A 20688-nucleotide genomic window follows, 5' to 3' on the forward strand; every position below is an offset into this window, starting at 1 on the left:
AGGATGCCGGACAGCGGCGTGAGCCGGGCCCAGCGAACACACGAAGAGCAACGATCCCTACCCACACCGACCGGCCCCGCCCCGGCCGCCGCACGGCGGGCCGGAATCCTGGTCACCCTGGTACTCGGCGGACTCACCGCCCTGCCACCCCTCTCGATGGACATGTACCTCCCGGCGCTGCCGGCCGTCACCGACTCGCTCCACGCCCCGGCGGCCACCGTCCAGCTCACCCTGACCGCGTGCCTCACCGGTATGGCGCTCGGTCAGCTGGTCGTCGGACCGATGAGCGACCGGTGGGGACGCCGCAGGCCGCTGCTCCTCGGCATGGCCGTCTACGTCCTCGCCACCGTGATCTGCGCCTTCGCGCCCTCCGCCGAACTGCTCATCGGATTCCGCCTGTTGCAGGGGCTGGCCGGTGCCGCCGGCATCGTCATCTCCCGGGCCGTGGTGCGTGACCTCTACGACGGGATGGAGATGGCCAGGTTCTTCTCCACCCTGATGCTGATCTCCGGAGTCGCCCCTGTCATCGCGCCCGTGATCGGCGGGCAGGTGCTGCGGTTCACCGACTGGCGCGGCATCTTCGTCGTGCTCACCGGCGTCGGGCTGCTCCTCACCTTCGTCGTCTGGAAGTGGCTCCACGAGACGCTGCCCGAGGCGGAGCGGCACACCGGCGGGATCGGCGAGGCCCTGCGGACCATGCGCGGTCTGCTGGCCGACCGGGTGTTCACCGGCTACATGGTCGCGGGCAGCCTCGCCTTCGCCGCGCTCTTCGCCTATGTGAGTGCCTCCCCCTTCGTCATGCAGGAGATCTACGGGGCTTCGCCGCAGACGTTCAGTCTCCTCTTCGGGATCAACTCGATCGGGCTGATCACCGTCGGCCAGATCAACGGCAAGGTGCTGGTCGGCCGGATCAGCCTGGACAAGGCGCTCGGATTCGGACTCGCCGTCATCTCCCTCGCCGCGATCGCCCTGCTGCTGATGACGGCCGGTGTGTTCGGCGACGTGGGCCTGCTGCCCGTCGCCGCGGGGCTCTTCGTCCTCATGTCCGCCATGGGGCTCGCGATGCCGAACACCAACACCCAGGCGCTGATGCGCACCAAGCACGCCGCCGGGTCGGCCTCGGCGCTGCTCGGCACGTCGTCGTTCCTCATCGGCGCCGTCGCCTCGCCGCTCGTCGGCATCGCGGGGGAGGAAACGGCCGTGCCCATGGCCGTGGTGCAGGTGGTGTGCGCGCTGTCCGCCGTGGCGTGCTTCCTGCTGCTGTGCCGGCCGTGGCAGCGCGCTCCGCAGGACGGGCCGATGGCCGCGTAGACGCACGGGAGCGGTACGGCGATCCGCGGGTCCGGACCGCCGGGGGATCGGCCGGTGCGTGGAGGACCGGTCACCTCGGCCCGCCCTCCCGGTTCTCCTGGCGCTCCTGGCCCGCCCGGGCCTCCCCGCCCTCCCGGCCGGTCCGGCAATACAGGCCGGTGGCGGAGGCGTCCACCCTCAGGCCGCCGCGTGTCAGGCGGCAGCACCTCGGCACCCCGGGCCGGGAGCCCTCCCGACGGGCCTGCCGCCGCCTTCCAGCGCATCGGCCGCCTCCCGTACGGTCCGGCGCCGGTCAGCGTGGCCACAGGCCGGCGCCACGCGGGGGTTCTGCTCCCTCCCGGTGCCGCGGCCGACCGCCGGCCTGCGGAGAGGCGGCCCGCTGCGCCTACAATTCGGCGGTGAACGCCACCCTCCCCACCGCGGAAGCCCTGCGCTCCGCCCTGGCCGAACTCCTCGACGGGCTGCCGCCGACGCAGGCCGCGCAGGCCGTCGACCGGCTGATCGCCAGCTACCGCGGAACCACCCCCACCGACGCCCCGGTCCTGCGCGACCGCTCGGACGTGGCCGCGTACGCCGCGTACCGGATGCCCGCGACCTTCGAGGCCGTACGGGCCTGCCTCGCCGCACTCCGCGCGGCCGCGCCGGACTGGGTGCCCGCCACGCACACCGACATCGGTGGGGGTACGGGCGCGGCGACCTGGGCCGTCGCCGGCGCCTGGGAACAGGGGCCCCGTACGACCGTCCTGGACTGGGCCGAGCCGGCCCTCGCCCTCGGCCGTGAGCTCGCCGACGCCTCCGGCATCCCCGCGCTGCGCGCGGTCTCCTGGCAGCGGGCCAGGATCGGTGCGTCCCCGGAGTCCGCCCCCACGGACCTGGTCACCGTCAGTTACGTACTCAAGGAGCTCACACCCGGGGACCGGACCGCGCTGGTGGACTCCTGCGCCGCGTCCGCCCAGGCCGTGGTGATCGTCGAGCCCGGCACCCCGGACGGGTACGCCCGCGTCATCGAGGCCCGCGACCGTCTGATCGCCGCCGGGCTGACCGTCGCGGCGCCGTGCCCGCACAGCGGTGCCTGCCCCATCGAGCAGGGCACGGACTGGTGCCACTTCTCGGCGCGGGTCAGCCGCTCGTCGCTGCACCGCCAGGTGAAGGGCGGCTCGCTCAGCCACGAGGACGAGAAGTTCAGCTACGTGGTGGCGACCCGCTTCCCCACCGGCCCGGCGGACGCCCGGGTCATCCGCCGGCCCCAGATCCGCAAGGGCCAGGTCCTGCTGGAGCTCTGCACCAGGGACGAGGGCCTGAGCCGGACCACGGTCACCAAGCGGCACGGCGAGCTCTACCGTGCCGCCCGGGACACCGCGTGGGGCGACGCCTGGCCGCCGCCCGGGGACGGCTGAGGCGACCCTTCCGCGCCCGGGGGACCCCTGAGGGGGTGGCCCTCAGGCCCGCAGCTCCTGGGTGCAGCACTTCACACTGCCGCCGCCCTTGAGCAGCTCGCCCAGATCCACCGGCACCGGTTCGAAGCCCCGGTCCCTCAGCGGACCGAGGAGCCCCACCGCCGCCTGCGGGAGCAGGACGTGGCGCCCGTCGCTCACCGCGTTGAGGCCCAGGGCGGCGGCGTCCGCCTCCTGGGCGATCAGCGCGTCCGGGAAGAGCCGGGCCAGCACGGACCGGCTGCCCGGTGAGAAGGCGCCCGGGTAGTACATGATCTCGTCGGCCGCGTCGTCGAGCACGCACAGCGCCGTGTCCAGGTGGTAGTAGCGCGGGTCCACCAGGTCCAGGCCGATCACCGGGCGCCCGAAGAACTCCTGCGCCTCGCCGTGGGAGAGCGGACTGGACCGGAAGCCCCGCCCGGCCAGGAGGTAGGAGGCGGTGACGGCGAAGTCGCCCTCGCCCTCGTTGACGTGGTCCGGTTCACGGATCTCGGTGAAGCCGTTGGCCCGGAACCACTCGCGGTGGGCCTCGGCCTCGGCGTACCGCTCCCGGTAGGCGAACAGCGCGCCGAGCACGCGGCCGTCGACGACCGTCGCACCGTTGGCGGCGAACACCATGTCGGGCAGGTCGGGGCGGGGTGTGAGCAGCTCGACGGTGTGGCCGAGCGCGCGGTAGCGGTCCCGCAGGGTCTCCCACTCGGTGACGGCCAGGGGCAGGTCCACGGGTTTCGAGGGGTCCATCCACGGGTTGATGGAGTAGGTGACCTGGAAGTGGGCCGGAGCACACATCAGGTAGCGACGAGGGGTGGCGTCACGGGTCAAGGCGGGCTCCTCGCGAACGGCAGCCTGGGCTGCGGAACGGTGGGATGCGCACGGTCTGTGCGTGCCTTCATGGTGCGCCCCCGCCCGCCGACGGCGCAGTGATCCGAACGGGTGGTTCCCGGGGGGCCACGGGCCGGGCGGCAAGACGATACGTACCGGAGTGCCGACTTGTAGATTGGCGTCATGGCACCACACAAGGCCCCGGACTCCAGCCGCCGCAGCGAACGCTCGCGCCGGTCGATCTACGACGCCGCGCTCACCCTCGTCGGCGAGGTCGGCTACGGCAGGACGACGATCGAGGCGATCGCCGCCCGCGCGGGGGTCGGCAAGCAGACCATCTACCGCTGGTGGCCGTCGAAGGCCGCGGTCCTGATGGAGGCCTTCCTCGACCTGGCTGCCCGGCAGGCCGCCGAGGCCGCCGGGGACGGCGACTCCCCGGGCATCCCGCACAGCGGGGACCTGGCCGACGACCTGAAGGCCGTCCTGCGGGCCACCGTGGACGAGCTGAACGACCCCGTGAGCGAGGCGCCCACCCGCGCCCTGACCGCCGAGGGCATCATGGATCCGGCGCTGGCCGCGCAGTTCGTGGAGAAGCTGTTCGAACCCCAGGCGCAGTGGTACGTCACACGGCTGCGCGCGGCCCAGGAGGCCGGGGACGTGCGGGCGGACATCGACCCCCGCGTCGCGCTGGAACTGCTGATCGCCCCGCTCACCCACCGCTGGCTGCTGCGGACCCTTCCGCTGACCCACGCCTATGCCGACGCGGTCGTCGACTACGCCCTGGGGGGCCTGGCGGCCAGGCCCTGAAATAAACTCACCCCTCCCCGGCATTCCGTAGGCAGGACCCGGCCCCGGGCACCGGCGCGGGCACCCCGCTCCGCGACTCCGGCCACCCGGGGAGCAGGATGGTGGGACCATGGAGTGAGTACCGCTGAGGTGAGGGGATAGATGGGCGCCGATTCCGGCCGTTATCGCGGCACAGAGAGCAGGATCTCCCAGTGGCTGCGCCGACGGCCCAAACCGCAGCCGGAGGCCGACGAAGCGGCCCGGCTGGCCCTGCTCCTCGCTGTCGCGGAGGCAGGAATGCCGATCTCACCCGCCGCGCACCCGTCCGGTTACCGGTGTTCGTGCGAGCGCGTCGGCTGCCCGACCCCCGCCCGGCACCCCCTCTCCTTCGCCTGGCAGACGCAGTCCACGACCGACCGCGGCCAGATCGAGCGCTGGGCCGCGGGCCAGCCGCTGGCCAACTTCATCACCGCGACGGGCATGGTCCACGACGTCCTCGACGTCCCCTGGACGGCGGGGCGCAGCGCCCTGGACCGGCTCACCGCCGCGGGCGTCGAGGTCGGCCCGGTCGCCCGGTCCGGCGAGGACCGGATGCTCTTCTTCACCGCCACGCGCGGGACGCCCGAGGACGAGGACGAGTGGTGGCCGTGCGAGCTGGACTGCCATCCCGAGACGATGGACGAGCATCCGGGGATGCGCTGGCACTGCCGCGGCAGCTATGTCCTGGTGCCGCCCGCGAGGCTTCCCGGTGACCAGGACGTGCAATGGGTCCGTGGCCCCGAGCATCCGCTGCCCGATCCGCTGACCTTGCTGGAGACGCTCACCGACGCCTGTGCGCAGTACGCGGACACGGCCGACGCGAGCGACCTCGCCCACGACGCCGTGGCCTGGCCCATGAGCCGCTGACGAACCCCACCGGGGACGCCGTCACGCTGCCGGACCTGAGCGGGCGGCTGATCATATGCGCGGTCGCGGGCCGTGCCCGGGGAGAGCCCCGGAGGGGTCTACGAACCCTCTGCCGCGACGAGCCCCGGCAGCCGGTTCAGCACCCGCACCTTGCCACCGGCCCCGCGCCCGGGGACGTACACCAGCTGGCTGGAGACCCGCTCCTTGGTCAGCGTGCTCTTCACCTCGCCCCTCAGCAGGGCCCGCACGTCCGCACTGACCGCCGGCCGCAGCCCCTTCGCGGCCGTCTGCCGTTCGAAGTGCCTGCTGCTGAAGAAGACCAGCGCCCCGCCGTCCTCGGTGGTCAGCCCCAACGGGGCGAACGCCCCGGAGGCCAGCGGCTGGTCGACGTACTGGAACGAGAAACCGGCCTTGCGGGTGTTCCTGCGCGCGTCCCGCCAGCCCGAGGTCGTCGCACCCGGGGCGAAGACGTCCGGAGTGCCGTCCTCGAGGTACCCCGTGTAGGCCGTACTCAGATCCCCAGGCGGGGTGGCCAGGGCCTCGTCCGTGTCCGCCGAGGGCACGGGCTGCGCGAGGCCGTCCGCGTCGGCGCGGAACTTCGGCACCTCGGACGGGGCGACCACGGCGAGGTACGCGGCCTTCCACGGCTCCTTCGGCCCGGTGCGGACGAACGCGAGCAGCCAGCGGGTGTCCAGCTTCCCGCCGTCCTGGTCGCGGTTGGAATCGGTGTCCGCGAGGAACCAGCGCGGCCAGCCCGCCTTCTTGGGGATGGTGAACGAGGCGTCGGACAGCTCCAGCGGCCGGTGCGCCGCGTTGCCGTTCGGACTGTTCTTCTGGCGGGCGGTCAGGCCGGCCTGGTTGATGGCGCCCAGCGACCCGGTCACCCGGTCCGCGTCCAGCGCCGGATCGTACGCCTCGTCCGCCTTGTTGTACGCGAGGGTGAAGTCCTCCAGGGCCTTGGCGGCCTCAGCCTTCGTCGCCCCCGGCACGACTTCCCGTTCGCCGTGCACCGTCACGCAGCCGCTCGCCGTCACGCTCAGCACCGTCGCCGTCGCGAGCCCCGCCGCCAGTCGACCCAGCCTTCTCATCCGTTGTCTTCTGCGCCTTCTGATCCGTCGTCCGCACTGACCGCCTGAACCCTACCGGGGCGAGGAACAGCACGAGCGTGGGGATGAGATAGAGCGCCCACACCGTGACCTGGAGCACGGTCGGATCGGGCTGGAAGTTGAACACTCCCTTGAGCAGGGTGCCGTACCAGCTGTCCGGCGGGATCGTGGCGGAGACGTCGAACGCCTTGCTCCCCAGGCCGCCCAGGAAGCGGGCCTCCTGGAGGTCGTGCACCCCGTAGGCGAGCACCCCGGCCGCCACGACGACGAGCATGCCGCCGGTCCAGGTGAAGAACTTCGACAGGTTGATCTTCAGCGCGCCCCGGTAGAACAGCCAGCCCAGGACCACCGCGGTCGCGATGCCCAGCAGTACCCCGATCAGCGGCGACGAGGAACCCTCACCGCTCGCCCGTACCGAGGCCCACACGAACAGCGCGGTCTCCAGGCCCTCCCGGCCCACCGCCAGGAACGCGGTGGCGACCAGGGCGCCGGTGCCCATCGCCAGCGCCGCGTCCAGTTTGCCGTGCAGCTCCTTCTTCAGGTGCCGCGCCGTGCGCCGCATCCAGAAGACCATCCAGGTCACCAGCCCGACGGCGAGGATCGAGAGCGATCCGCCGAGCATCTCCTGCGCCTCGAACGTCAGCTCCTGCGAGCCGAATTCGAGCGCCGCCCCGAAGGCCAGCGAGATGGCGCAGGCGATGGCGATGCCGGTCCACACCGGGCGCAGCGCGTCACGCCGCCCGGTCTTGACCAGGTACGCGACGAGGATGCAGACGACGAGGCTGGCCTCGAGACCCTCGCGCAGGCCGATCAGATAGTTGCCGAACATGCGGGTCCTTCCACGGTGTCGGTCATGCGTCCGGTGGTGTCGGTCATGAGAACAGCGCCCGGCCCCACCAGTCGTCCCTGTCACGTACGCCCGGTGGAACGGCGAAGACCGCCGAACCCACGTGCTGGATGTACTCGTTGAGCGCGTCGGCGGCCGCGAGGCTCCGCTGCACCGGGATGAAGCCCTTGCGGACGTCCCGCTGGTAGGCCAGGAAGAACAGTCCCGCGTCGAGCCTGCCCAGACCGTCCGTACCGTCGGTGAAGGAGTAGCCGCGGCGCAGGATCGTCGCCCCGCCGTTGGTGTCGGGGTGGGCGAGCCGTACGTGGGCCGTCGGCTTCATCGCCTTCAGGAACGGCTCGTCGTGCTCCTTCGGCTTCCCGACCGGGGCGCCTTCGCCCTTGTCGCGGCCGAAGACGTCCTCCTGCTCCTGCAGGGGGGCGCGGTCCCAGGTCTCGATGTGCATCCGGATGCGCCGGGCCACCAGGTACGAGCCCCCGGTCATCCAGCCGGCGCCGTCCTTCGCGCCGACCCACACGTGCGCGTCCAGGGCGGCGGCGTCCGTGCCGGAGACGTTCCGGGTGCCGTCCTTGAAGCCCATCATGTTGCGGGGCGTCTGGGCGTCCGGCGTCGTCGAGGACGTCTTGCCGAACCCCAGCTGCGACCAGCGGATCGCGGTGCGCCCCATGCCGATCCTGGCGAGGTTGCGGATCGCGTGCACGGCGACCTGCGGGTCGTCCGCGCACGCCTGCACGCACAGGTCGCCGCCGCTGCGGGTGGCGTCGAGGTTGTCCCCGGGGAACTTCGGTAGATCCACCAGTGCCTCGGGCCGCCGTCCCTCCAGCCCGAACCTGCCCCTGGCGAACAGGGACGGCCCGAAACCGAGGGTGAGCGTCAGCCGGGACGGCCGCAGGCCGAGCGCCTCGCCGGTGTCGTCCGGCGGCGCCTCCGCCAGGCCGCCGTAAGCCCCGTCGCCCACCGTGTGCCCGGCGGTCATCCGCTCGGCGGCCCGGGTCCACTCCTTGAGCAGGGCGACCAGTTCGGCCCGGTCCGTCGTCGTCACGCCGAAGGAGGCGAAGTGCAGCCGGTCCTGGACGGCGGTGGCGATACCCGCCTGATGCGCACCGTGGAAGGGCACGGCCGCGCCGCTGTCCGCGGCCGGCTCCGCGCCGTCGGACCGCACCGCGGCGACCGCGCCGCCCGCCGCCACCGCACCGAGCGCGAGTCCGGCCCCGCCCCAGCCGAGCAGCGCGCGCCGCGACGGCGCCCGGGCGCCGTCCCGCTCACCGCCCGGCCGCGGGTCAGCCCCGTCGTCCCCGGGCCTGACGTCGTCCCCGGCCCTCGCTCCGTCCCCGGTCATCACTTGGTCACCGCGGCGGCCAGCTTGGACAGCGGCTCGGCGAGCGCGTTGACCGCGTCGGACAGCTCCTTGCGGTCCGCGTCACCGACCTTGTCGTACGGGGTGAAGTCGTAGGAGGCCTTGTCCGCGCGGTACGTGTCCAGCAGCGTGTTCAGCGCCGCGAACCGCTTGTCCAGGGCCGCGGTCAGTGCCGCGTCGTTCTTCGAGGCGACCGGCCTGAGGAGGGTGTACGACTGCTCCGCGCCCTCGACGTTCGCCTTGAAGTCGACGAGGTCGGTGTGGCTGTAACGCTCCTCCTCACCGGTGACCTTGCCGGTGGCGACCTCGTCGAGGAGCTCCTTGGCGCCGTTCGCCATCGAGGTCGGGGTGATGTCGGCCTTGCCGACCCGCTTCTGCCAGTCGACGAGGTCCTTGTAGAGGACGGGCGCGAGGGCCTTCTCCTCGGCGCCCAGCTTCTTGTCCTGCCACAGCGCCTTCTCCAGGCGGTGCCAGCCGGTCCACTTCTGGCCGTCCTCCAGGCCGTCCTCACGGACGTCGACCTTCGGGTCGATGTCGCCGAACGACTCGGCGACCGGCTCGGTGCGCTCCCAGCCGATGCGGGAGTCGGCGTACGCCTTCTTCGCCGCCTCGATGTCGCCCGCCGCGACGGCGTCGGTGAAGACCTTCACCTTGGGCAGCGTCTCGTCGGCCTGCGCCTGCACGTAGGTGCGGTAACCCGCGACGGCCTTGTCCATCTCCGGGCTGCGCGGGGCCGCGGCCGTCCCGCCGGTGACCTCGACGGTCTGCCGGATGCCCTTGCCCTTCATGCCGGGCTTGCAGGCGATCTCGTACGTACCGGCCTTGATCTCGGCGGTGATCTTCGCCTTGGTGCCGGGGCCGATGTTCTCCCGCTCGGTGACGATGCGGTCGTCCGGGAACAGGACGTAGACCTCGGTGACCTTGGATCCCTTGTTCTCCACGGCGAGCTCCACGTGGCCGGCGGGGATCTTGGTCTCCGAGACCTCGCAGGCGTCGTCCTTGGCGACGACCTTGACCGCACCCTCCGCCTTGCCGTCGCTCTTCTCGGCGCAGCCCGTGACGGCGGTCAGGGCGGCCAGTGTGGTGGCAGCGGTGACGACGGAGAGACGAACGGCTCGCATGCGGGCTCCACGGAAGCGATGAGGGACGGAGGGTGGTGCGGACAAAAGGTAGTGAGGCAGACCTAACTTAACCGTGCCTAACCTCCTTGCTACCCACCCCGTCAGTGATTCAGCTCTCACCTCGCGGTCCGGGGAACGGTCCGGTCACGGCATCGTCATGGGTCGCCCATGGAAAGGTAAAGGGCAGGTCAAGCGTGCTTCCGTGCGGGGCGGGCGGCGTCCAAGTCGACAGGGCTGCCGTTACCGCCCTTCGGCGCCGGAAACCGCTCCGGCGGTGCTTGAATGCCCACGTGAACGACTTCGGCGTACCCGACGGCATCGACGTACTGCGCGTGTTCTGCGGCCCCGACGGCCGCCACGGCAATCCGCTCGGCGTCGTGCGGGACGGACGCGGCTACCCCGACAGCGGGTCCCGGCAGGCGCTCGCCCGGCAGCTCGGCTTCAGCGAGACCGTCTTCGTCGACGACCCGGAACGCGGCACCGTCGACATCCGGACGCCGGGGCTGCGGCTGCCGTTCGCCGGGCACCCGCTCGTCGGCGTGGCCTGGCTGCTCGACCTGGAGGTCCTGGAGCTGCCCGTCGGGGACGTGTACGCCCGCCAGGACGGCGAGTTCACCTGGATCACGGCCCGCCCCGAGTGGGCGCCGCCCCGGACGCTGGAGCGGTACGCGTCGGCCGCGGACGTCGAGGCGCTGACGGGGCCGCCGCCGGGGGAGGGGTGGCTCTACGTCTGGGCCTGGGAGGACGAGGCGGCGGGCCGCGTACGGGCGCGGGCGTTCCCGCGCCGCGGCGACGCCGTCGACGAGGACGAGGCGACGGGCGCCGCGGCCATGCTGCTGAGCGCTGAGCTCGGCCGGGCCCTGAACATCACGCAGGGGCGCGGTTCCCAGATCCTCACCGCCCCCGCGCCGGACGGCGCGGTGGAGATCGGCGGCCGCGTCCTGCTGGCCGCCGCGGGCGTCGTGCCGACGGCCGCCCCGGGCCGGGCGCGGTCGGCCGCCGCGGGCGTCAGGCGCTGAGGGAGAACGCCTCTCCCAGCTCCCGGAGGACGGCGGTGTTGAGCGCGAAGGCCCGTCCGCACTCGTCCACGATGCGCCGCTTCTCCACGTCGTCGGCGTCCACGGCGTCCAGCAGCTCCCGGTACCGCCGCTTGAAGGCGGCCGGGTTGGCTATGTGCTCGAAGACGTAGAACCGCACCCCGTCGCCCTTGCGCGCGAACCCCCAGGTCCTCTCCGCGGTGCCGCGGATGATCTGGCCCCCGGAGAGGTCTCCGAGGTAGCGGGTGTAGTGGTGCGCTACGTAGCCGGCGGGCCAGTTCCGCGCGCACGCGGCGACCCGCTCGGCGTACGCGGCGGTGGCCGGCAGTGGCGCCAGGCCCGTACGCCACCCGGCGCCCCGGAGATGGGCCAGATCGCGCTCCAGCTCGTCGGCGCGCATCAGCTCCGCCTGTATGAACGGACCCGCGACCGGATCCTCGCGCAGGGCCTCGGCGCCGTCCTCCAGGGCCCGGTAGACGAACCACAGCTGCTCGGTGTAGCGCGTGTACGCCTCCACGCCGAGCCGTCCGCCGAGCAGGCCGCTCATGAAGGCCGAGGATTCCGCCTCGGTGTGCTGCTCCTGCGAAGCGGTGCGGATGAGCGCCGAGAAGGGCGTGGGGGCGGCGGTGTTCAAGGCGGGCCTCCGGGGGGCGAGGGAAGCGGGACGGTCCGGACGGGAGGGGTGACACCGGCCGCGAGACCGGTGCGCGGCGGCGCGCACCGATACGGCGATCCTCCTGGTGAGGGCCTCCCGAGTCAAAAGCTTCCCGACCGCTTGTCGGCAAAAGGCCGCATCGCCGGGCGCGGCCGGCCCCGGTCCGGCCTCCCGGGCCCGGCCCCGACCGGTACGCCCCGCCCTGTACACCCTGCCCTGCCCGTGCCGCCCTGCCCTGCCCGTGCTCAGGGCAGCGTCAGGATGTCCGCCCCGGTCTCGGTCACGACGAGGGTGTGCTCGAACTGGGCGGTCCGCTTGCGGTCCCTGGTCACCACCGTCCAGCCGTCGTCCCACATGTCGTACTCGTGGGTCCCGAGCGTCAGCATCGGCTCGATCGTGAACGTCATGCCCGGCTGCATCACGGTGGTCGCGTGCGGGCTGTCGTAATGGGGGACGATGAGGCCGGAGTGGAAGGAGGAGCTGATCCCGTGCCCGGTGAAGTCCCGCACCACCCCGTACCCGAACCGCTTGGCGTACGACTCGATGACCCGCCCGATGACGTTGATCTGCCGCCCGGGCCGTACGGCCTTGATGGCCCGGTTCAGCGACTCCCGGGTGCGCTCCACGAGGAGCTTCGACTCCTCGTCCACGTCGCCACAGAGATAGGTGGCGTTGTTGTCGCCGTGCACGCCGTTGATGTACGCGGTGACGTCGAGGTTCACGATGTCGCCGTCCCGCAGCACCGTGGAGTCGGGGATGCCGTGGCAGATGACCTCGTTGAGCGAGGAGCACAGGGACTTCGGGAAGCCCCGGTAGCCGAGTGTCGACGGGTAGGCCCCGTGATCGACCATGAACTCGTGGGCCACCCGGTCGAGTTCGTCGGTGGTGACGCCGGGGGCGATGTGCTTCGCGGCCTCTTCCATCGCCTGCGCGGCGATACGGCCCGCGATCCGCATGCGCTCCACGGTGTCGGAGTCCTGGACCTCCGGGCCGGTGTACGGGGCGGGGGCGGGCTTCCCCACGTACTCGGGGCGCCGGATGTTTCCGGGCACGGAACGGACGGGAGTGATCTCCCCTGGTGCGAGGAGCGACTGGCCAGACATGCGAGCGAGTCTAACCAGCGTGCTCGGGGCAGCATGGCAACGAGGAAAGGATCCGATGATGGCCCTGTTCAAGAAGCGCACGGTGGGCAAACCGGGCGAGTGGTACTACTGCCTGGAACACAAGAAGGTCGAGGAGGGCCCGGAGTGCCCGGGTAAGGACCGCTTCGGCCCGTACACCTCCCGTGAGGCGGCGCAGCACGCGATGGACACGGCGCGTGAACGGAACCTCGCATGGGAGAACGACCCCAAGTGGCACGACCGCCCCACCGACCCCCCGGCCTGACCCGCCCCTGCCCCGCCGCCCCGCGAGGCTGAGGCCCGTCGTGGGGAGGTGGCGGAGAGGGAAGTCGGACAGGTGGCCAGCTTTGTGGTCCGTCACCTCACAGTGACCGAAGGTCGAGGCCGCTCCGCTACCACCGCGGGGGCGGTGGGGCGGTGAGCTGGTCGGCCAGGCGGGAGAGGCGGTCGCGGAAGGAGCGGCGGCCGCGTGGCGCCGGTGCGCCGTTCTCGCCGGCCGCCGCGCTCACCAGGTGCTGCACGGTGTCCAGGTCCACCTCGTCGCGGCCGGTCACCGTGAGCGCCTCGTGGGCCAGGCCGCGGACCTCCGGGTCGCCGCCGTCCAGCGAGAGCACCGTCGCCCCGGCCCGGCGCGCATCGTGCACCCGTTCGAGCAGGCCGGCCTCCGCCCGCTCCGGGGCGACGACGAGCAGGGTCTCGCCCCGACCGGCCGTCCCGATCCGGCCGAGGCCGACGGCCAGGTGGACCGGATCGCCGGGCTCCACCCGGTGGCGTACGAGGGTGGGCCTGAGCTGGGGGAGTCCCGACCACGTCGACTCGTCCACCAGGTGCGCCGCCAGGTGCCACGGCTCGTACATCTCCGTGCCGACCAGCAGCAGTCCGCCGCCCCGCGGCACGACGGACGACCGGAGGGTGCGGGCGAACCGCCGGGCCGCCGAGGGCCACTCGGTCCCGGCGAGCACCTCGCGCAGCAGGGCGACACGTACGGCATCCATGGCCCGGGATCATGCCCCCGGCGGCCCCCCGGGGACAGCCCGATCGCCCGGGTCCACCCGAACGGGGACCGCTCCCGGCGCCGGGGCGACCGCCGTCCCCTCCTTCGCTACCTCGCAGTAGGGTCGGCGCCATGACTACGAACGACAGCGGCAGCGCACCGAAGCCCCCCGCCAAGGACCCCTGGGACCTCCCCGACGTCTCCGGGCTGACCGTCGGCGTACTCGGCGGGACGGGCCCCCAGGGCCGGGGCCTCGCCTACCGTCTCGCCCGGGCCGGGCAGAAGGTCGTCATCGGCTCCCGGGCCGCCGACCGTGCCGGGGCGGCCGCGGCGGAGCTGGGTCATGGCGTCGAGGGCGCCGGCAACGCGGAATGCGCGCGCCGCAGCGACGTCGTGATCGTCGCCGTGCCGTGGGAAGGACACGCCGAGACCCTGGAGTCCCTGCGCGAGGAGCTCGCCGGGAAGCTCGTCGTGGACTGCGTGAATCCCCTCGGCTTCGACAAGAAGGGCGCCTACGCCCTGAAGCCCGAGGAGGGCAGCGCCGCCGAGCAGGCCGCCGCCCTCCTGCCGGACTCCCGGGTCACCGCCGCCTTCCACCACCTGTCGGCGGTGCTGCTCCAGGACGAGTCGATCGAGGAGATCGACACCGACGTGATGGTCCTGGGCGAGGCGCGCGCCGACACCGACACCGTGCAGGCACTCGCGAACCGGATTCCCGGCATGCGGGGGATCTTCGCGGGCCGGCTGCGCAACGCGCACCAGGTCGAGTCGCTGGTCGCGAACCTGATCTCGGTCAACCGCCGCTACAAGGCGCACGCGGGCCTGCGTACGACCGACGTCTGAGCGAGCCCCTGCCCGGAGCCGAAACGGGCATGAGGGACACTGGTGGGAACCGCGCACCATCCCCCGACAGGAGCAACGCCCTCATGCCCCGCCTCGCGCTCTACGCCCTCGTCGTCTGCGTCCTCGCCGTCACCGCCGCCGTGGTCTCCTTCGTCCAGGGCAGCTTCCTGGGGATCGTCTGGGTGCTGCTGGCCGGTCTCTCGTCGAACATGGCGTGGTTCTACGTACGCCGGTACCGGGCGCAGGCGGCCACTGACGCCCGCTGAGGGCTCACCCGGCCGCCGGCCGCCCGTCCGTCAGCCGCCCACCGCGCAGCGCGGGTCCTGGTCGCCGAACCACTCCCGCCAGAAGCGGTACGTGTCCAGACCGCAGTACGTCTCGAAGTTGCTGACGCCCAGGCCCCGCAGCAGGGCGTCGACCGCGTCGAAGAAGGCGCCGTTCACTTCCGGGATCCACAGCAGCGCGAACACCGCGATCAGCCCGAAGGGCGCGAACGGCTCCACCTGGCGCCGGACCCCGTACGAGAGCCACGGCTCGATCACGCCGTAGCCGTCGAGTCCCGGGACCGGCAGGAAGTTCAGGATCGCGGCCGTGACCTGGAGCAGGGCCAGGAACGCCAGCGCGAGGCGGAAGGGGACCGGCACACCGTCGAGCGCGTGCAGCCAGAACGGAGCCGTGCAGACGATGGCGAACAGCACGTTCGTCAGCGGTCCGGCGGCCGAGATCAGGCTGTGCTTCCACCGCCCGCGGATCCGCCCCCGCTCGATGTAGACCGCGCCGCCCGGCAGGCCGATGCCGCCCATGATCACGAAGAGCACGGGCAGCACGATGCTCAGCAGGGCGTGGGTGTACTTCAGCGGGTTGAGGGTCAGATAGCCCTTCGCCCCGATCGAGATGTCCCCGCTGTGCAGGGCGGTCCGCGCGTGCGCGTACTCGTGCAGGCAGAGCGAGACGATCCAGGCCGCCGTGACGAAGAGGAAGACCGCGAAGCCGGTCTGTTCGGCGAAGCCCGTCCACACCGCCCAGCCCGCGACGGCCATGACGGCGACGATGCCCAGGAAGATGGGACTGATCCGCCGGTCACTGCGGCGGACTGCGGTGGTCATCGGGACTCCTGATCGCTGGACGGCATACGGCGGGCCCCTGCAGAGGGGCCACAGGGCGGGAACGTATCGCGGACCGCCCTCGTGCCCGGCCCCGGGGCCCGCGCGCGGTGCCGGTCACCCGCTCGACGAACCCCTGCGGGCCCTGCGCGCCAGGGTGTTGCGGGACCGCCGTACGGACCCCACACCGGGCCCGTACGGCCGACAGCCCGCCGATGGGGGGAAGTCGGCGGGCTGTCGGTGGTGCCGGCAGTGGTCGGTGGTGCGTCAGTGGAAGGTGTGCTCCGGCTGCGGGAACACACCGCCGACGACCTCGTCGGCGAACTCCTTCGCCGCGTTGCCGAGGACCTGGCGCAGGTCGGCGTACTGCTTGGTGAAGCGCGGCACCTTGCCGCCGGTCAGCCCGGCCATGTCGGTCCAGACCAGCACCTGGGCGTCCGTGTCCGGCCCGGCGCCGATGCCGACGGTCGGGATGTGCAGCGTGCGGGTCACCTCGGCGGCCAGCTCGGCCGGTACGAGTTCGAGGACGACGGCGAACGCGCCCGCGTCCTGCACCGCCTTGGCGTCGCGCAGCAGCTGCTGGGCGGCCTCCTCGCCGCGGCCCTGCACCCGGTAGCCCATGGCGTTGACGGACTGCGGGGTCAGGCCGATGTGGCCCATGACCGGGATGCCGGCCTCGACGAGCAGCCGGATCTGCTCGTGCGAGCGCTCGCCGCCCTCCAGCTTCACGGCCCCGACGCCGGAGTCCTTGATCAGCCGGGTGGCGTTGCGCAGGGCCTGGACCGGGCCCTCCTGGTACGCGCCGAAGGGCAGGTCGGCGACGATGAGCGCGCGCCTGGTGCCCCGCACGACGGCGGCGGAGAGGATCGCCATCTCGTCCATCGTGACGGGCACGGTGGTCTCGTAACCCAGGTGGCAGTTGCCCATGGAGTCGCCCACGAGCATGACCGGGATGCCGGCCTCGTCGAAGACGGACGCGGTCATCGCGTCGTAGGCGGTGAGCATGGGCCACTTCTCGCCGCGCTCACTGGCGGCGGCGATGTCGTGGACGGTGATGCGGCGGGTGCTCTTCCCGCCGTACAGCGCCTTTCCGGCGGCGGGGGAGGGACCTGCGGGTGGTGCGGACTGGTTCTGCGCAGCCTGCAGCGACATGGCCAACGGCTCCTTCGTCATCTCGAGGCGCCCTGACGGCGTCCCCGGATCCCCTCCATGGTGGCATCCCGGGGCGGTTCCCGGGAAGTGGGCCCCGCCGGGGGCGTCCTGCGTGAACGGTGCGCGGCGACCGGGTAAAGACTTCACAATACGAGACGGTATCGTATCGAAAAGCGCCTAGGGTGTGGCGCATGTCCATACCGTCCGGCGCACCTGCCGCCGCATCCCGAGTCCCGGAGGCGGTTCACCGCCGCCGCTGGGCGATCCTCGCCGTCCTCATGTTCAGCCTGCTCATCGTGGTCCTGGACAACTCGATCCTGAACGTCGCGGTCAAGACGATCGCCAGCCCGGCACCGACCGGCATCGGCGCCACCCAGAGCGAGCTCGAGTGGGCGATCAACTCCTACACGCTGGTCTTCGCCGGCTTCCTCTTCACCGCCGGACTGCTCGGCGACCGCATCGGCCGCAAGAAGGTCCTCCTGGCCGGCATCCTCGTCTTCGGTCTCGGTTCCGGCCTGGCCGCGCTCTCGGCCTCGCCCGGCCAACTCATCACCTGGCGCGCGCTGATGGGCTTCGGGGCGGCGTTCGTGATGCCCGCCACCCTCGCTGTCCTGATGAACGTCTTCGAGCGCGACGAACAGCCCAAGGCCATCGGCATCTGGGCCGGCGGCGTCGGTCTCGGCATCGCCATCGGCCCGATCACCGGCGGAGTGCTCCTGGAGCACTTCTGGTGGGGCTCGATCTTCCTGGTCAACGTCCCCGTGGCGGTCGTGGCGCTGATCGCCATGGTGCTTCTCGTCCCCGACTCGCGGGACCCGGAGCCGGGCCGTGTCGACCCGCTCGGTGTCGTCCTGTCCGTCGTCGGCCTGGTGCTGCTCGTGTACGGCATCATCCGCGGCGGTGAACTCGCCTCCTTCACTGACCTCACGGTCCTCGCGCCGCTGCTCGGCGGGCTGGTGGTGCTGGCGGTCTTCGTCCGGCACGAGAAGCGCAGCAGCCACCCGTCCCTCGACATCGCGTACTTCCGCAAGCCGGCCTTCTCCGCCGCCGTCTCCGCCATCGCGCTGGTGTTCTTCGCGCTGATGGGCGTCACGTTCTTCTCCGCCTTCTACCTGCAGAGCGTGCGCGGCTACAGCGCCCTGCAGTCCGGGCTGCTGATCCTCCCGCTCGCCGCCGCCCAGATGATCTTCGCGCCACGCGCCCGGCTGGTCGTGGACCGGTTCGGCGCCCGCGCGGTCTGCACCGCCGGCATGCTGCTGGTCGCGGGCGGCCTCGCGGCGTTCGCGTTCTTCGACGCCGGTACACCCGTCTGGGTGCTGTGCCTGGTCTTCTTCGTCCAGGGCACGGGCATGGCGCACATCATGCCGCCGGTCACCGTCACGGTGATGCAGGCGCTGCCCCGTGAACGGGCCGGCTCCGGTTCGGCCATCAACAACACCTTCCGCCAGGTCGGCGGGGCGCTCGGGGTCGCCGTACTCGGCTCGGTGCTCTCGACGGTGTACCGGGGACGCATCGAGGGCCACCTCGACGGCGTGCCCGCCGCGGCCCGGGACGTCGCGGGCGAGTCGATCGAGGCGACGCTCGGTGTGGCGTCCCGACTCGGCCCGGCGGGCAGGCCCCTGATCGCCGCGGCCGACGACGCGTTCATCGGGGCGATGCACGTCACGGCCCTGGGCTCGGCGGCGGTGGCCCTGATCGGCGCGCTGGTCGTCGGTGTGTTCCTGCCCGGCAGGGCGGTGGGCGCCGCACGTACGGACCGTCCGGAGCGCGAGCCGGCCCGGAGCGCCCCGGGCCCCTCGCAGGACTGAGACCGGGGCGCCCGGCGGCACCTGCCGGACCGCTCGCCCCGCGACGCGCCGGTCCGCCAGAATCAGGGGGGAACGGTGAGGTGAACGGTGAGCGGTGAGCACCGGGAGCGTACGAGTACGGCGAGAGGTGACCACGTGCAGGCGGCACAGGACCAGGCGCACGACCCGGCCGGGGACGGCGGCTCCGAGCCCCGCCGGGGCCGCCCCCGCAGCGCTGCCGCCGAGCGGGCGATCCTCGACGCCGTCGTGGAGCTCCTGGAGGCCGGCGAGCCCCTGGCCGGCCTGTCCATCGAGCGCATCGCCCGGACCGCGGGCGTCGGCAAGGCGACCATCTACCGCCGCTGGAGCGGCAAGGAGGAGCTCTTCGTCGACGTCCTGCGGGACATCGAGCCCGCCGACCCCACCGTCTCGGGCACCGCGGGCCTGGACGACCTGCGCGCCCTGCTGGAGTCCATGCGCACCCGGGGGCTCGCCCAGCGCTCCTCCGTCCTCCTGCACAACGTGTTCGCGCAGATGAAGAGCCATCCCAGGCTGTGGGCCGAGTACCAGCGCACCGTCATCGCGCCACGCCGTGCCGCGATGGTGGCGGCGGTCCGGCGGGCGGTGGACGCCGGGGAGCTGCGGAGCGACCTCGACGTGGAACTGATGGACGACCTGTTCCTCGGCCCGATGCTCGTCCGCACCGTCCACCGTCCCGAAGCGCCCCTGCCCGAGGACCTCACGCAGCGCATCGTCCAGACCCTGCTCGAAGGCCTCGCGCCGAAGTCCCCGGTCACAGCCGGGAAGCCGACGCCGGCGCGCGGGTGAGCGTTCCGTCACAAGCACGTGTGAGACCCGGCCGGCCGGAACCCGCGACACCACTCGTGACGTCCTGATGGCAGTACAGCCGTCGTCGACGGCAGGAACGGCGTCGTCCATCCCCTAGGGTCGGGGGCGCGGGCGATGTGTACGGCAAGGCAGTGAGGACAGCGCAATGGTGCAGGCGTACAGGGCGGACACCGAGAACGCCGGTACGGGCCCGCGGCGGCCCGGATCCCGCCTCAGGGACCTGCGCCGCAGACTCGCCACGGACAGGGGCCTGTGGCGGCGCGGCATTCTCCTTGCGCTCTGCTCGGTCCTCCTGACCCTCGTGATGGTCTTCCACGCGGAGATCCCGAACACCATCGGCAACACGGGCAGCCTCATCGAGACGTTCCTGCCCTGGTTCGGGCTCCTCGTGCCGGTGCTGCTGCTCCTCGGGCTCGTCCGGCGTTCGGCGACCGCCCTGATCGCGCTGGTCCTGCCTGCCGCCGTCTGGTTCAACCTCTTCGGCGGGCTGCTCTTCGCCGACAAGTCCGGTGCCGGTGGCGGCCTCACCGTCGCGACGCACAACGTCAACGCGGGCAACCCCGACCCGGCGGGAACCGCCCAGCAGGTCGCGGGCTCCGGCGCGGACGTCGTCGCCCTGCAGGAACTTCCCACCGGCAAGGTGGCGGCGTACGAGAAGGCGCTCGCCGACCGCTACCCGCACCACTCGGTGCAGGGCACCGTGGGCCTGTGGAGCACCTACCCGCTGACCGACGCCCGCCCCGTCGACATCAAGCTCGGCTGGACCCGCGCGATGCGCGTCACGGTCACCACCCCCGAGGGCCCCGTCGCCGTGTACGTGGCGCACCTGCCCTCCGTACGGGTGAAGCTGAACGCGGGCTTCACCGCCAGCCAGCGGGACAGGAGCGCGGACGCGCTGGGCGAGGCGATCGGCGACGAGCGGCTCGCCCGGGTGATCCTGCTGGGCGACCTCAACGGCACGATGAACGACCGCTCGCTGAACGCCGTCACCGCGCAGATGCGCTCCACCCAGGGCGCGGCGGGCGACGGCTTCGGCTTCAGCTGGCCCGCGTCGTTCCCGATGGCGCGGATCGACCAGATCATGGTGAAGGGCGCCGAACCCGTCTCCTCCTGGACCCTGCCCGCCACGGACAGCGACCACCTCCCGATCGCCGCCCGCGTCGAACTCCCCGCGGAGTAGGCTGACTCCCATGTCCAGCCCCGAGTCCGACAGACTCCGGCCACCGGTCCGCCGGTGGCCGATCCGCAGCGCCCGGGGCCTCTGACCGGAGGCCCCCGCCGCACGGTTGACCGCCGCCGGACCGTCACGGCGGTGCGGGCTGTCAGGACGTCACCTTCCGGGTTCGTGAACAGACCGGGTTCGTGAACAGACCAGGTCCGTGAACAGACCGGACCTTCCACCGCGTTGCCGTCCCCGCGCCCCGGCGCGGCCGGACGGGCGCGGCCCGCACCCCCCGC

20 protein-coding genes and 1 pseudogene are annotated in these 20688 nt (G+C 72.4%); 11 read left to right on the forward strand and 10 right to left on the reverse strand.

Features of this window, described 5'->3' with window-relative positions:
• Window positions 1–3: 3 nt before the first annotated feature.
• On the forward strand, window positions 4–1311 hold the full coding sequence (locus tag ACH4VO_RS18845; RefSeq protein WP_360989924.1) for a multidrug effflux MFS transporter: 1308 nt from the start codon (window positions 4–6) through the stop codon (window positions 1309–1311).
• A 398-nt stretch (window positions 1312–1709) separates the two neighbouring features.
• Window positions 1710–2708: a small ribosomal subunit Rsm22 family protein gene (locus ACH4VO_RS18850; protein ID WP_360989926.1), complete on the forward strand. Its 999-nt coding sequence runs from the start codon at window positions 1710–1712 to the stop codon at window positions 2706–2708.
• Window positions 2709–2750: 42 nt separating this feature from the next.
• Here the strand turns inward: ACH4VO_RS18850 and ddaH are convergent.
• Window positions 2751–3587: pseudogene (gene ddaH / locus ACH4VO_RS18855) on the reverse strand (dimethylargininase); the annotation flags it as partial.
• A 162-nt stretch (window positions 3588–3749) separates the two neighbouring features.
• Between ddaH and ACH4VO_RS18860 the strand changes: the two are divergent.
• Together ACH4VO_RS18860 and ACH4VO_RS18865 are read left to right on the forward strand one after the other, a co-directional pair.
• Window positions 3750–4373 (forward strand): TetR/AcrR family transcriptional regulator, encoded by a 624-nt coding sequence (locus ACH4VO_RS18860; RefSeq protein WP_360989932.1) that lies wholly within the window; start codon window positions 3750–3752, stop codon window positions 4371–4373.
• Between the two features lie 141 nt (window positions 4374–4514).
• Window positions 4515–5258, forward strand: coding sequence for a bifunctional DNA primase/polymerase (locus ACH4VO_RS18865; RefSeq protein ID WP_360989935.1), 744 nt, complete (start codon window positions 4515–4517; stop codon window positions 5256–5258).
• 98 nt (window positions 5259–5356) lie between these two features.
• On the opposite strand, the gene ACH4VO_RS18870 is transcribed toward ACH4VO_RS18865, so the two are convergent.
• Genes ACH4VO_RS18870 through efeO form a run of 4 tightly spaced genes read right to left on the reverse strand, consistent with a single transcriptional unit; the run spans window position 5357 to window position 9689 of the window.
• On the reverse strand, window positions 5357–6337 hold the full coding sequence (locus ACH4VO_RS18870; RefSeq protein ID WP_360990083.1) for a hypothetical protein: 981 nt from the start codon (window positions 6335–6337) through the stop codon (window positions 5357–5359).
• A complete protein-coding gene (gene efeU, locus ACH4VO_RS18875) occupies window positions 6225–7193 on the reverse strand; it encodes an iron uptake transporter permease EfeU (RefSeq protein WP_360989938.1) in 969 nt (322 codons plus the stop codon). The genes ACH4VO_RS18870 and efeU overlap by 113 nt, the downstream gene beginning before the upstream one ends.
• A gap of 43 nt (window positions 7194–7236) precedes the next feature.
• Complete coding sequence (gene efeB / locus ACH4VO_RS18880) at window positions 7237–8550, reverse strand: iron uptake transporter deferrochelatase/peroxidase subunit (RefSeq protein WP_360989940.1); 1314 nt, start codon at window positions 8548–8550, stop codon at window positions 7237–7239.
• Window positions 8550–9689 carry an iron uptake system protein EfeO gene (efeO, locus tag ACH4VO_RS18885; protein WP_360989942.1) on the reverse strand — a complete coding sequence of 380 codons (1140 nt, stop codon included), beginning with the start codon at window positions 9687–9689 and terminating at the stop codon, window positions 8550–8552. The genes efeB and efeO overlap by 1 nt, the downstream gene beginning before the upstream one ends.
• A gap of 290 nt (window positions 9690–9979) precedes the next feature.
• On the opposite strand from efeO, the gene ACH4VO_RS18890 reads away from it, so the two are divergent.
• Window positions 9980–10708 carry a PhzF family phenazine biosynthesis protein gene (locus ACH4VO_RS18890; RefSeq protein ID WP_360989945.1) on the forward strand — a complete coding sequence of 243 codons (729 nt, stop codon included), beginning with the start codon at window positions 9980–9982 and terminating at the stop codon, window positions 10706–10708.
• Here ACH4VO_RS18890 and ACH4VO_RS18895 read toward each other — a convergent pair.
• Window positions 10698–11360 carry a biliverdin-producing heme oxygenase gene (locus ACH4VO_RS18895; protein WP_360989948.1) on the reverse strand — a complete coding sequence of 221 codons (663 nt, stop codon included), beginning with the start codon at window positions 11358–11360 and terminating at the stop codon, window positions 10698–10700. The genes ACH4VO_RS18890 and ACH4VO_RS18895 overlap by 11 nt on opposite strands.
• 266 nt (window positions 11361–11626) lie before the next feature.
• A complete protein-coding gene (map, locus tag ACH4VO_RS18900) occupies window positions 11627–12484 on the reverse strand; it encodes a type I methionyl aminopeptidase (protein ID WP_360989951.1) in 858 nt (285 codons plus the stop codon).
• Window positions 12485–12542: 58 nt separating this feature from the next.
• Here map and ACH4VO_RS18905 point away from each other — a divergent pair, with 58 nt between their 5' ends.
• On the forward strand, window positions 12543–12767 hold the full coding sequence (locus ACH4VO_RS18905; RefSeq protein ID WP_360989954.1) for a hypothetical protein: 225 nt from the start codon (window positions 12543–12545) through the stop codon (window positions 12765–12767).
• Between the two features lie 127 nt (window positions 12768–12894).
• Here ACH4VO_RS18905 and ACH4VO_RS18910 read toward each other — a convergent pair whose 3' ends face one another.
• Window positions 12895–13497: a hypothetical protein gene (locus tag ACH4VO_RS18910; RefSeq protein WP_360989957.1), complete on the reverse strand. Its 603-nt coding sequence runs from the start codon at window positions 13495–13497 to the stop codon at window positions 12895–12897.
• A 131-nt stretch (window positions 13498–13628) separates the two neighbouring features.
• Between ACH4VO_RS18910 and npdG the strand changes: the two genes are divergently transcribed.
• Complete coding sequence (npdG, locus tag ACH4VO_RS18915; protein ID WP_360989959.1) at window positions 13629–14339, forward strand: NADPH-dependent F420 reductase; 711 nt, start codon at window positions 13629–13631, stop codon at window positions 14337–14339.
• A gap of 83 nt (window positions 14340–14422) precedes the next feature.
• Entirely contained in the window at window positions 14423–14605 is a 183-nt protein-coding gene (locus ACH4VO_RS18920) for a hypothetical protein (RefSeq protein WP_360989962.1), read from the forward strand.
• A 30-nt stretch (window positions 14606–14635) separates the two neighbouring features.
• Here the strand turns inward: ACH4VO_RS18920 and ACH4VO_RS18925 are convergent, their stop codons facing one another.
• Window positions 14636–15445 carry a site-2 protease family protein gene (locus ACH4VO_RS18925; RefSeq protein ID WP_360989965.1) on the reverse strand — a complete coding sequence of 270 codons (810 nt, stop codon included), beginning with the start codon at window positions 15443–15445 and terminating at the stop codon, window positions 14636–14638.
• Window positions 15446–15709: 264 nt separating this feature from the next.
• The gene (gene panB / locus ACH4VO_RS18930; RefSeq protein WP_360989968.1) at window positions 15710–16594 is read right to left on the reverse strand and encodes a 3-methyl-2-oxobutanoate hydroxymethyltransferase; all 885 of its coding nucleotides are present in this window, start codon (window positions 16592–16594) and stop codon (window positions 15710–15712) included.
• A 191-nt stretch (window positions 16595–16785) separates the two neighbouring features.
• Here panB and ACH4VO_RS18935 point away from each other — a divergent pair, with 191 nt between their 5' ends.
• From ACH4VO_RS18935 to ACH4VO_RS18945, 3 genes are all read left to right on the forward strand, one after another.
• Window positions 16786–18402, forward strand: a complete 1617-nt coding sequence (locus ACH4VO_RS18935) for an MFS transporter (protein WP_360989971.1) — start codon at window positions 16786–16788, stop codon at window positions 18400–18402.
• 135 nt (window positions 18403–18537) lie between these two features.
• The gene (locus ACH4VO_RS18940) at window positions 18538–19209 is read left to right on the forward strand and encodes a TetR/AcrR family transcriptional regulator (RefSeq protein ID WP_360989974.1); all 672 of its coding nucleotides are present in this window, start codon (window positions 18538–18540) and stop codon (window positions 19207–19209) included.
• Between the two features lie 241 nt (window positions 19210–19450).
• The gene (locus tag ACH4VO_RS18945; RefSeq protein ID WP_398441085.1) at window positions 19451–20410 is read left to right on the forward strand and encodes an endonuclease/exonuclease/phosphatase family protein; all 960 of its coding nucleotides are present in this window, start codon (window positions 19451–19453) and stop codon (window positions 20408–20410) included.
• Window positions 20411–20688: the final 278 nt, after the last annotated feature.

The organism is Streptomyces sp. NPDC020780 (genome assembly GCF_044334475.1).
Taxonomy (GTDB): domain Bacteria; phylum Actinomycetota; class Actinomycetes; order Streptomycetales; family Streptomycetaceae; genus Streptomyces.